Raw genomic sequence first — 12,060 nt, forward strand, 5'->3', positions numbered from 1 at the left:
GGCATTGGTGATTGTTAACAAGCTGTATCGATTTGATAGTCACGCGCCTATTTCAAGATAGACTTTGATAATATGGCTCAAAAGGTTGATAAGTATCTAGGAATTCAAATGTACTCGCTAATGTAGTCATTGAACGAGATATCGCTACCCTCTGAGAGTCTATCAATTCCTTTATTTCGGGTATTGTAATTAGTTCTTCAAACTCAGATTCAATATCAATTAAAAAAATTATTTCTTTTCTAGAATCATTTTTTATCTCATCGTGCGTTATTAGAAATGGGTAAGTCACTTCTTTTTCTAAATCAAAATAACAAACTTCCCAATTTTTATCCGGTAGCTTGTAAATATTTTCTTTGTTTATACCATTTCTTTGTGAGGCTGCGCCAAACCCTTTTAACTTCTTTCTTTGTGTCCTTTGCGTCCTTTGCGTCCTTTGCGTCCTTTGCGTCCTTTGCGGTTCGTTTTTCTTTCTTTTACTTAGGTTTAGCGCATCTTCATACAGAATTGGTATTACAAGCAATTCCTGTCCTGCCTTAAAGTCTTTCGGTTGGTTAAGAGGAATACACTCTTTATAATGTCTCTGTTTGACATCATCAGAAAGTTTAATTTTCATTTGTTTACTGGCATGTTAAATCAATCTTTACAGCTACCAAAAATTATCTTTGCTTTGGGATAAATTCAAAGTAACATCAGTTTTCTGACCTAGCACGGCGATCAATGGCGCGTAATTGCGCCTCACCATAAATATACTGCCCCAAAGCATTAGCTTGCCTAGCGGGTGCCGCTAAATGGACATAAATCTTTGCTTCTTTGAGTAGACGTTGAACGTCATCCCAGTAGAATTCACCGCCACCACCAGTAATAATCACATCAGTTACACGCTCTGGCAACCAAGCTAGAACACGGCTACAGATTTCACGAGAAAACATCTCTGTGAGGTTAGGAAGAAAATCGTCTAAGTTAGTGGGTTTGCTTGCTCCTTTAGGAAGATAAAAACGCTCGCCTCTGGGTTTGTTAACAGCAGAAATCAGCGCTAGAGATTGACTATCAGCACCTTCTATTTCAGCAGATACCAGTTCATAGAACTTATGCATACCAAAGTCTTCACTCTTAGAAGCATCTCTAGAAAAACGGAATTTATCTACCATCAAAAGATCGACGGTTTGATGTCCGATATCAACTATCGCCACCGATATTTTTGTAAAATCGGGACTGTTAGGACTTTTCTTAGGTTGAGCTTCAGACCACAACAGGCTGCCATAGCCCTCTGGCATTACCCATACCTTACTAACATTTAGCGACACAGATTCGTCTCGGAAGTTCAACACATGAGGCCCGCCTACTTGACTAATCAAGTATGCTTTTTCCTTTTCAAATTGCTCTAAGGAAAGAAAAGGCAGACCCAGTACAACTGAGATATCGTCTCTGAGTTTGAAGTAGCTAGCACTTGCTAACACTTTTACCAGTGCAGCCTCTACTTTAGATTGGCCAACTCCTAAATTCGCCCCAAAATCTGCTGCTAGTTGACCAAGAGCATACCCATTATCTTGATACTCTAGCCACAAATCCATCAGAGGGTCAGTAGCACGAGCTTCAAACACATTGCCGCGTACTTGGTTTATTGACATCTGCTTAATATTGGCAGGTACGAACACCACATTGCTTGGTTCACGACTCACACAACTTTTTGTGGAAGTTCTACCTAAATCAACACTGAGAAGAGTTTTACTGCCAACATTGTTGGGTTTTACAGTGTTGATTTGTTTAGTTGCTGCTGTTGCTGTTAAAAGACGTGCATAGTAGTCATTGGGAACAATAATTAACTCCTCTTTTAAGAGGTATAGAACTTGGTTAGTTTGCTCTACTGCTGCTTGAAATCTATTTAAACCATCTGTTGTAGATTCTCTATCAATCTCCCACATTAAGGAAATGAGATTTTGTTGCAGTCGTACTGCTAAACGCAAACAGTCTTTTTCTACTTCATCTAATGCGTGTTGGCGAGTTAAATCATTAATCTGCCTTTTGCTCTGATCAGCAAATTCATAATATTTCTTCTCTAAATTGGCGTATTTGTCTGTTAATTCATTTGCAACTTGTCTGTGATGCTTGCCTGCTTGTCTGTCCTTTTCTCCAGCAGCATGAGCAGTAAAAGTACCTGCGACAGCACCAACTGCCGCCCCTAAAGCACCAAACAGAAGAGGAATTATAAAAATCATACAATTTTTGACTAATTCTCTAGGAATGAGGAGGAAGGTAAAGAAGTTGAGAATCAGGCAGTAACTTACTATCAGTTGATGCTAGTCCTAAAAACTGAGCAATAGCTACTGATTCACGTAACCGTTGCATAGCCCCCTCTATTCCCGGTGCAATTGGGCGATTTGTAATTTCTTGATTAATTGCTTCTGATTCAGCCAAAAATTCTAGATTCTTCTGGTGTTCATAAATCAGTTCGTTTTCAATTGCTTGTAATTTTTCTAATTCTTGTTGAGTTAAAGATTCATAATAGATTTTCACCGTTTGTTTATGGTCATCGAGGATTTTGAAAAACTCGTAAACCATACCCGCAGTTCCAACAACAGCTAAAACTGGTGCTGCTGCGGTTAAAGCGATCGCAATTGGTGGACAAGCTGCTGCTACTGTTGTGGTTACAAATGCTGTCACACCGCCAACTGTGCCGCCTTTTACGGTATCTTTCAATGTTTCTATAGCGGCTTCTTGTGCAGAAATTTCACCCCGAACTACCCGCAGCGCGTTGGTTAGTAACGAAAATGGCGCTGTCGTCGCTACACCAATGGCTACTCCAAGGGGCGCGGCTTTAACTCCTGCTTTGACTGCACCTGTTAGGTTATCAAAATGTCCTTTGGCATTTAGTCTCATTTGCTCCTGCGAAGTCATGGGTTTATCGCCACGGGCTAAATTATCTTTGGCCTTTTCCCACTCGATATTTTTGGGATCGTTTGAGCCACCTTTGCTGTGGGGTTTTATGTGACTAGCGTGTTTATCTGATAGGTATTTTTGAGTATTAATATCAGTAGATTTGCCATTAATCGCTGCTCTTTGAGATGGAGGGATTTTATCTAACATTTCTTGGGCTTGCATTCTGGTTCTTATAGGATCACCAGGTCGAATCCCACCTTTATATAATCTACGGGCTGCACTTAAGGATAAATCCTGTAATTGGGCGTGTTGAACGTTAATGTTGGCAGCAGCGTTAAAAGCGGAATTACGCTCTTGTTCGTTAGACATGGATAAACAAATATATTGTGATGTATTACGTTTCTTTGCTTCATACCAAAGCATGGTAGTAGCTTATTTTCTTATGGTTCCCAATTGGGCATCAGATGCGATCGCCTCCGATGAAGTCATGAGCATCTTACATCTGTCACATTTTGGCGTGATCGTATCACCGCCATACAAAAAATTAGCTATGGCAATCGGTGAAGTATTTGATACTAAAACAAAGCTCTCTAACCTCTGTAGCTTCTGCTTTTCAATGAAGTGAAGAATCTAGCAGCTTAAACAGAGGATTTATTTACTCTTTGATGAAATCATGAGCATCTTAATTTGTCAAATTTTGGTGCGCTCACTCTGAAAACCATAAAAAGGCTATTGAGGATTTTAATCAAGCTCTCCTCATTTTGCAAAAATATGACAACAGACATGAAATGACCATTCTATGTGTTTTGCTGTGCGGCAATCTGGACAGCTTCTATATCAACATTGAGGTGTTGAGCAATCTGCTCCACACTCATCCCTGTTTTTAGTAACAAAGGCACAGTAAGTTTCAACATTTCAGCTTTCTGTTCTTCTCGACCTTGTTCTCGACCCTCGGCTTTCCCTTCCTGATAAACCCTTGTTTGTTCCAAAGTCAGTCCTAGCATAGCTTCAACTTACTCTCTACTCAACGAAAAAAACTTATAAACGGCGATTGTGGTGATGATGTCTAGTATTTCGTTTTTCGGCAGTGTGTCCGTTTCCTCTAATTTTACCCACTCAATCAATTGCTTGGCTTGCTCTGCCATAACTTCATCCGATGCTAGAGTCAACTGCATCAAGTTGATACCTATTGGCTGCTGATTGGTCGCGCCTAACTCATCTAAATAAATTCGCTGCACTTGGTCGCTGTTAAGAAATATTCGATGAGTTTGTTGATCCCTTGGTTCCAAAAAGCGTGATGAAAAAATTACCACATAAAAGCAGTCATCGTACTGAGAACGATTCCGGTTCAGGTACATCAGCGACTCGGTAAAGAACCGATGGTAAAGGGCTTCATCTTTTTGGAATTGAACTTCAGCAAAAAAGATCACCCTAGATGTTACATCCTCTGGAGGTAAAAATACACCATCGATGCGAAAAGCGGTTTCTTTGACTTCAACTGATTCAAATCGATAGTTTTGCCCTTGCAGAGGAGGATTATCAACCAGTTCAAAGAGTAACGCAGGAAAGCGCTTAAAAATTTGATAGTAAATAGAGTCTCGTTTCACTACTTCATCCTAAAATTCTCTCGTTATGCGTATGCATAGCCCGTTGTAGACATCGCGGATTACCACCAAGCCATAAAAATTAATCCTAACTTGGCTGAAGGTTATACTAATCGAGGTGTTAACTGTGCTAAGTCGGGAGATAAATGTGTCATAGTTTTCATGAATTGGTATTTGCAAAAGTAAGTGCGATACCTTTGGTGAGCTACGCTAACGCAACTTCAACTTTTCCTTCGCTGATTTCGAGCGAGTAGGGTTTATCTTTATTTAAAGAGAGAGAGATTAAATCCTATAAACTATACGAAAAAGTAGCTATGGCAAGCGGTGAAGTATTTGATACCAAAACTAAATCCTTATCTGTGCCAAGGGTAAACCTGCTGACCATGTTCCGGCTGGGTTTATTTCAGATGGGGTTGAGCATGATGTCCATTTTGACTCTGGGGGTACTCAACAGAGTCATGATTCAAGAAATAGCAATTCCGGCGACGCTGGTATCAGTAGTTTTAGCACTGCCTTTATTTGTTGCTCCTTCACGGATCTGGTTTGGCCAGATTTCCGATGCTAAACCTTTATGGGGATACCACCGCACAGCTTATGTTTGGGTGGGCGCGGCAATATTTGCGATCGCAGCATTTTTAGCTGTACAAGTAATGTGGCAGATGAATATTGCTGGAAATAGTGCAGGTACTTGGGTATGGACAACCCAAACAATCGGCTGGACAGGGCTTTTGGCTTTAGTTTTCGCTGTATACGGTCTAGGAATTTGTGCCAGCGGTACTGCCTTTGCTGCTTTATTAGTGGATATATCTGAAGAAGATAACCGTTCCAAAGTAGTTGGTGTGGTTTGGTCGATGCTAATGGTGGGGATTATTGTTGGGGCGATTATCAGCGCCAGCTTACTAAAACAGTTAACACCAGAAGCAACTGTAGAAATCTTGCAGCCAGCAATCAACAGATTGTTTACTATCGTCCCTGCAATTGTATTTGGTTTAGCGATCGCAGCAACATTCGGCGTAGAAAAAAAGTACTCTCAATACTCAACCCGTTCCACACTGGCGAACCGGGAAGACAGCATTACTCTAGGCAATGCTTGGAAAATCTTGACGGCTAGCCCACAAACAGGTATATTCTTCACCTTTTTATTGGTGATGACCATCAGTTTGTTTATGCAAGACCCGATTTTGGAACCTTATGCGGGTCAAGTTTTTGGTATGCCCCTAGCGGAAAGTACCAAATTAAATATTTTTTATGGAACGGGTTTACTGATTGCCTACGGCGTTACGGGCTTTTTCATAGTGCCGCGATTAGGTAAGCGCAGAACTGCACGTCTAGGCTGTATGTTGGTAGCATTCTGTGCAATATTGCTAGGTATATCAGGATTCACAGCTAATGCAGCGGTTCTCAAACTAGGTTTGGTATTGTTCGGTTTAGCCACAGGTTTCTTAACTACGGCTGCAATTAGCTTGATGTTGGATCTTACAGCAGCAGAAGCCGCAGGTACGTTTATTGGGGCATGGGGATTAGCGCAGTCCCTCTCTAGAGGTGTGGCGGTAGTAATCGGAGGTACAGTTTTGGATATTGGACGCAAGCTGCTACCAAGCCTAGAGTTAGCTTATGGATTGGTATTTGCCTTAGAAGCCGTGGGAATGGTGCTGTCGATTTGGTTTCTCAATCGGGTGAACGTCACAGAATTTCAAACAAGTACCAAGCAAGCGATCGCTGCGGTTTTGGAAAGCGATTTAGACTAAACTAGAAATTTAACCCAACCCGAATCTACCTAATCGTCGCTCAGGAAAGCCTTTGCGCCAGAATTAACCAATGAATGATTTTTGGACAACAATTCTTGATTTTGCCCAAACTACCACTACCAGAGTGGGCAAGCAGCTAATGCAAGATTTTGGGCAAGTACAGGCTTCCCAAAAAGCTGATGGTAGTTTGGTGACGCAGGCAGATAAATGGGCAGATCAGGAAATTCGGGATGCGATCGCTTCTAATTTTTCTGGTTACGGTATTTTGAGTGAAGAGAGCGATCAGTCATTTCCCGGTACTGAGTGGTGCTGGGTAATTGACCCTCTAGACGGTACAACCAATTTCACCCGCGGCATTCCCCTCTGGACAATATCTCTGGGTTTACTGTATCGAGGTACACCCATTTTCGGTTATATTTACGCGCCTACCTTGAATCAAGCTTTTCATGGTTTCTGGGCAGGTTCATCTGGTTTAGCAACTCCAACAGGAGCATTTCTCAACCACCACCCCATCCACACTAGTATAGATAGTCCCAGCAACAATCACTTTTTTAACCTCTGTTCTCGTAGCACCGCAGCTATCAAAAACGGCTTTCCCTGCAAAATCCGCATGTTGGGTGTGGCTAGCTATAACTTTTTGACAGTTGCTACTGGGGCTACTCTAGGTGGTATTGAGGCGACACCAAAAGTTTGGGATTTAGCGGGAGCTTGGGTAATTGTCCAGGCTGCTGGTGGGGTCTGGTTATCGCTTAAGTCAGAGCCATTTCCGTTGTCAGCGGGAGAAGATTATAGCGATCGCTCTTTTCCCACGCTTGTGGTTAGTCGTCCCGAATTAGTTCCGGTATTTCAACCTTTTCTCGAAGGCGTAAAAATTTAATTTAATCTGCCGCTCATCCGCCTGAAAACAGTTATTTTGTCAACTAGCCTAGTGGGCGGCATACCCGATATTAAACTTAACAAGTCCCTAATCAAACAAAGAATTTAGTATAAATAAAGCTGGTAATAATCCTGATTTAAGTGCAAAATCAGTGTACTTATTAATTTAAGTAGTGTTGTGGCTTTCATCACACTGGTTATTTTAGTATAAAAAATTTTATGTTGTCTAACCTAGATTTAATTCGAGAGTTTGTACAAAACTCTATCCAGAGAAAAGAAGTTTTGTTGTCAAATCCTGCTTTGACAGCGCAAACAGTGTATAAAACCAACCAACTGACAGCAAAATCTGAAGGCGTGATTGCCACTGCCCAACTATCTAACACCCTATCTGAATTCTTGATTTATCCAAAATCATCCCAATGGGAATTGATAAATCAGGCATTAGCAGAATATAGTTACCTGCTTAAAGGAGAAGTAGATAGTCGAGGTTTCTATCAGTATCAATACTGTGAAGTTCCCAAAGGCTATGAGATGCACTGTACTAAATCTGTGCTTCTATGGCGAGCTTGGTGGAAATATCGCAAGTATACTTCAAGACTAGGGATTCCCTTGGAACTTTTGATTAGAACACGAGATTCATGGTATCCAATTAGAGATTTAATTATTAGTGACGGCCTTCTTTATATCAAAACCTTAGGAAGTGAGATAGCACTTGACTCAAATGACTTGGTTACTTGGTTAAGCAAAATTGATGTAAGTTCCCAAAATTAAAGACATATTTACTACAAGTGCATAGACATGGTTAGGGGCGTACAGATGTCCGCCCCTATAGCCGATTGATTATGTTGCAAAGATTTTGAAAATGGTATGACAAAATATTAGGCAAAAGACATGAATAAAAATGAAAGGACTTTGGCTCGAAAACAACCAGTTGCAATTACGCACGGATATTCCCATTCCTGCACCACCACCGGGAGAAGCTTTGGTACGTGTCTTGCGTGCGGGTATTTGTAACACCGATTTGGAACTACTTAGAGGCTACTATCCCTACACTGGTATTTTAGGTCATGAATTTGTTGGTGTTGTTGCACAAGGGCCAGAACACTTAGTTAACCAACGCGTAGTTGGAGAAATCAACGCTGTGTGTGGGCATTGTCGGTTTTGTCGCAGTGAACAACCAACTCACTGCGAAAATCGCACAGTTTTGGGTATTGTCAACCGCCACGGTGCCTTTGCTGAATATCTCTGTTTGCCAATAGAGAACCTGCATCCCGTCCCTGATAATGTGCCGACAGAAGTAGCAACATTTACCGAACCTATAGCAGCAGCTTTGGAAATTCAGCAGCAAGTGCCATTACGTCCACATGATCGGGTGCTAGTGGTTGGAGATGGCAAACTAGGGCAGTTGGTTGCTCAGACACTAGCTCTAACTGGCTGTGAACTCTTAGCTGTGGGGAGACATCGAGACAAACTGGCTAACTTAGAGGCACGGGGGATTAAAACTGGTTTAGCTGATTCTGTGAAAGATGGATATTTCGATATCTCAGTAGAATGTACTGGCAACCCAGAAGGATTTGCGATCGCCCGCCGCGCCCTACGTCCCCGTGGTACGCTTGTACTTAAAAGTACTTATGCTGGTAACCTCAGCATAGATGCTTCTTCTTTAGTAGTGGATGAAATAACTCTCATAGGCTCCCGTTGTGGCCCCTTTCCCTCTGCTCTCCAGCTACTAGCTACAGGACAAGTTGATGTGCAACCCCTGATTTATGCTAGTTACCCCCTGATTGAAGGGCTTACGGCTTTTGAACACGCTCAGAGTCGGGGTGTTTTAAAGATATTGTTAGAGATTGGTTAGGAGTTAGGAGTTGGGAGTTAGGAGTTGGAAGTTAGGAGTTAAAAGTTATGATTCTCTTCTTGCTCCCTCATCCCTTTAGTACAGATAAGGATTCGTCTTCGGTTGATAGTCAGGACAATGGATAGCCTCTTCTGTATTGGCAGTAGATGGGCGTACAGTGCATTTAAGACGGTAATTATCGGTAAAAAATTGGCAACCAGTACAGGGGATTTGATGCATTTGCTTGGCTGTAGTCACACTATCTCGCGCCGCCGCCCAGAGACTCAAAACAACGAGAATAATTACAGTCCAAGCAACGACAAAGCAAATCGGGACTAACAAAGGTTGAATCCCATGAATAAGGAAAGATATCAGTTTAAACACAATATGTCCTGATACAAACTAGGAGTTAGAAGTATATTAACTCCTAACTCCTACTTCCTAACTTCTCACTATAGAAGTATAAGGTGAACTACCCAACCTATAGACGGACGGTGCTTCCCAATTCATCGGGAATAGCCTCTATTGTCTCCGTAGTTCTATTGGTCTGACATTCCCACCAAGGGCAGAAGTCCTGTTTCCCAAAACCCAAATCTCCCTCTTGCAATATATACTTTTTAGCTTGGTTTTCGCTTGTGGCATTGTCTAGTCAAGACACTAACTAAGCTGATGCGCGTCTAAAGTATATAAACACTCTTGATGGTCGTTAACTGATGATTGATGACTGTTGACGGTTAACAGTCATCAATCATCAGTCATAAGGTAAATGTACAAATTAAATGCGTAACAGCTTATCTTACTGTTAAATGCCAGCATGACCCAGCGCTAAACCAGTGACAAGCATTCCCAGAACAAGGAACGGTTGGGCGCTGGCTTGGTACTTAACATCATTCTTCACCGGGTCGCGCAGGAAATACATATCCTGTAAGGTGATTTGCGGGATGATTAACAGTATTAGTATTGCTGCATACAAATTCTCATGGATGCTGACGAGATAAGCTGCAATCAATCCTTGAAATACGTCAATTGTCACTACACAAATCCATGCCGCAGTGGTGATGCCAAACATTACCGGTAGTGAATTTAATCCTAGCTGGCGATCGCCTTCTACACTCTTGAAATCATTGACAATGGCAATTCCCAATCCAGCCAAGCTGTAGAACATTGTCAAAATCACAATTGTGGAATTGAGATCGCCAAACAAAGCGTGTCCAGTAGACCAAGGTAAGGTGATATAGCTTGCACCTAAAGCGTAACTGCCTAGCCAGCCGTTTTGCTTGAGCTTCAGGGGAGGTGCAGAATAAATATAGGCGATGAAAGAACCGATGATGGCGATCGCTGTAATTGTCGGGAATTCATGACCAGACCACACGTCTAGCGCAAACGCCAAAGCAATACCAGCAATCAGTAATACCCAAATCTGAATAATTACCTGGGGTAGAGGAATTGCCCCAGAGGGAATGGGGCGATATGGTTCATTGATGGCATCAATTTCGCGATCATAGTAATCATTAAGGATTTGGGTGTAACCTGTCATCAATGGCCCAGCCAGCAGCATACAGGTTGCTACCTTCAAGACATTTTCCAACGTCCAAGTATAGTTACCAGAAGAAGCCGCACCACAGACTACTCCCCAAATTAGGGGAATCCAGGTAATCGGCTTCATGAGCTGTAAACGGATTTTCCAAATTGAAGTTTCCCCTGCTGCTGCACCTTTCATCCCCAGTAGCTGCCTAGTTTTTGCACTGCGATCGGCAGATGCAAGTGCTTGTTCGCTGGGATTACTTGCCACTGAGTCTAATACCTCAGATGGGTTGGGGTCTGGGGTAATGGGAGTTGATTCTGACATAAGGCGTATTTTTTTTAGAGCGAGAAGTTAGGAGCTAGGAGTTATGAATTATTGTTTTATTCCTAACTCTTCATTCCTAACTCCTAACTAAATTAAAACGAAATTATCAAATAATTATTCTGAAACTTGGCTCCAGCAACGGGTCTGCCACTCAAAGCCGGGGGTAAGGAAATATTCCGTCGCTGGTCTCCTGCTTCTACCGTGACTTCTGGCCCATATTGGGTAAGTTTGACTTGCTTTTTGTCAAAGCCTGGCAAAAATAAGCGTACCTGACGATTGTGGATGTCTATTTCAATTGGTTTGGGAGCCTGTAACGCTTGTGCTTCAAAGTTAGGTAGGGCATCTATCAGTGGTTGCCAATCACCTGTTGGCGAGTCAGGAACAACGCTCACAGGTAGAGGTATAAATTCTTCTGAGAGATTAGCATTAGTCTCAGTAGACACAAGCAGAACACCACCAACAGTTAAACCAATTTGTTGAGCACTACCCCACAAATAACGAGCATTTGCTACCTCAATGGGATCTCCTGTGGTCACTATGAACGCAGCGAGACGCTTAGGGTCAGCAAGAGCGGCTCTCCCCTTTTCTAAGAAATTATTGACTTGGTTCGTAGGCCCTGCAAAGTTATCTGCTGTCCAATTGACATTGAAAAAGCTGCTAATTAGCGGTTGAATCAAGGGCGATTCAGTAATCGTCTTACCCAAATCGGAGTTGACAAACAATTGCCGAAATCGCCGGACATACCAACTGAGAGATTCTGGTAAACCCAGCATCCGCAACGTTAAAGAGTCACCCGTGCCATCGTAGACGATCGCATCATATTTGCCACTGGCATCATATTCACGGATAGCATTCAGGGCCAGGGCGTTGTCCATACCTGGTAACACTACCAGTTCTTGACCAAAAACGTCTTTGAATATGGGCGTGCGGAGATATTGCGCCTCAAGTTTCTTCGCTTCGTCCCAGTTGCGCTCTAGCAGTACAGATGCTTGAAACTGGACTGCTTGCAAATTGGGAGCGATTTCCTGGGGATCGGCAGCAATGGGAATACCTAGCAGAATTGACAATGTTGGTTCTGCTTGTCCTGCTAGAAGTACGCGCTTGCCTTGACTTGCCAATAATTTGGCGGCGGCGATCGCAATTTTGGTACGAGCGGTGCCGCCTTTGCCCAAAAATGTCAATATTAGAGCCATTACTTGATTCCTATTTTCACCGCCGGTCTTTTCAACTCCAACTTAGCACTCAACAAAGATTCTCAGCCTGTGCTTTAAA

At 42.4% G+C, this 12,060-nt stretch carries 11 protein-coding genes and 1 pseudogene; 5 read left to right on the forward strand and 7 right to left on the reverse strand.

Annotated features, from left to right (window positions below):
- Positions 1-52 precede the first annotated feature (52 nt).
- The 3 genes from H6G92_RS28315 to H6G92_RS28325 form a co-directional block, all read right to left on the reverse strand.
- The gene (locus H6G92_RS28315; RefSeq protein WP_190898790.1) at positions 53-613 is read right to left on the reverse strand and encodes a hypothetical protein; all 561 of its coding nucleotides are present in this window, start codon (positions 611-613) and stop codon (positions 53-55) included.
- A gap of 76 nt (positions 614-689) precedes the next feature.
- Positions 690-1,820, reverse strand: a complete 1,131-nt coding sequence (locus tag H6G92_RS28320; RefSeq protein WP_449289986.1) for a ParM/StbA family protein — start codon at positions 1,818-1,820, stop codon at positions 690-692.
- A 415-nt stretch (positions 1,821-2,235) separates the two neighbouring features.
- Entirely contained in the window at positions 2,236-3,246 is a 1,011-nt protein-coding gene (locus tag H6G92_RS28325) for a hypothetical protein (protein WP_190898793.1), read from the reverse strand.
- A 73-nt stretch (positions 3,247-3,319) separates the two neighbouring features.
- On the opposite strand from H6G92_RS28325, the gene H6G92_RS28330 reads away from it, so the two are divergent.
- Positions 3,320-3,502 carry a hypothetical protein gene (locus H6G92_RS28330; RefSeq protein ID WP_190898794.1) on the forward strand — a complete coding sequence of 61 codons (183 nt, stop codon included), beginning with the start codon at positions 3,320-3,322 and terminating at the stop codon, positions 3,500-3,502.
- Between the two features lie 172 nt (positions 3,503-3,674).
- On the opposite strand, the pseudogene H6G92_RS28335 reads toward H6G92_RS28330, so the two are convergent.
- Positions 3,675-4,484 (reverse strand): annotated as a pseudogene (locus H6G92_RS28335) (Rpn family recombination-promoting nuclease/putative transposase).
- Positions 4,485-4,795: 311 nt separating this feature from the next.
- On the opposite strand from H6G92_RS28335, the gene H6G92_RS28340 reads away from it, so the two are divergent.
- From H6G92_RS28340 to H6G92_RS28355, 4 genes are all read left to right on the forward strand, one after another.
- The gene (locus H6G92_RS28340; RefSeq protein WP_190898795.1) at positions 4,796-6,229 is read left to right on the forward strand and encodes a BCD family MFS transporter; all 1,434 of its coding nucleotides are present in this window, start codon (positions 4,796-4,798) and stop codon (positions 6,227-6,229) included.
- 70 nt (positions 6,230-6,299) lie between these two features.
- Entirely contained in the window at positions 6,300-7,106 is an 807-nt protein-coding gene (locus H6G92_RS28345; RefSeq protein WP_190898796.1) for an inositol monophosphatase family protein, read from the forward strand.
- 218 nt (positions 7,107-7,324) lie between these two features.
- A complete protein-coding gene (locus H6G92_RS28350) occupies positions 7,325-7,876 on the forward strand; it encodes a hypothetical protein (protein ID WP_190898797.1) in 552 nt (183 codons plus the stop codon).
- A 130-nt stretch (positions 7,877-8,006) separates the two neighbouring features.
- Positions 8,007-8,960: an MDR/zinc-dependent alcohol dehydrogenase-like family protein gene (locus tag H6G92_RS28355; protein WP_190898798.1), complete on the forward strand. Its 954-nt coding sequence runs from the start codon at positions 8,007-8,009 to the stop codon at positions 8,958-8,960.
- Positions 8,961-9,035: 75 nt separating this feature from the next.
- On the opposite strand, the gene H6G92_RS28360 is transcribed toward H6G92_RS28355, so the two are convergent.
- From H6G92_RS28360 to H6G92_RS28370, 3 genes are all read right to left on the reverse strand, one after another.
- Positions 9,036-9,323 (reverse strand): hypothetical protein, encoded by a 288-nt coding sequence (locus H6G92_RS28360; RefSeq protein WP_190898799.1) that lies wholly within the window; start codon positions 9,321-9,323, stop codon positions 9,036-9,038.
- Between the two features lie 418 nt (positions 9,324-9,741).
- Complete coding sequence (chlG, locus tag H6G92_RS28365; RefSeq protein WP_190898800.1) at positions 9,742-10,788, reverse strand: chlorophyll synthase ChlG; 1,047 nt, start codon at positions 10,786-10,788, stop codon at positions 9,742-9,744.
- Positions 10,789-10,880: 92 nt separating this feature from the next.
- Complete coding sequence (locus tag H6G92_RS28370) at positions 10,881-11,981, reverse strand: Get3/ArsA fold putative tail anchor-mediating ATPase NosAFP (RefSeq protein ID WP_190898801.1); 1,101 nt, start codon at positions 11,979-11,981, stop codon at positions 10,881-10,883.
- Positions 11,982-12,060 lie beyond the last annotated feature (79 nt).

This window comes from Nostoc foliaceum FACHB-393, assembly GCF_014698505.1.
In the GTDB taxonomy this organism is placed as follows: Bacteria; Cyanobacteriota; Cyanobacteriia; order Cyanobacteriales; family Nostocaceae; genus Nostoc; species Nostoc foliaceum_A.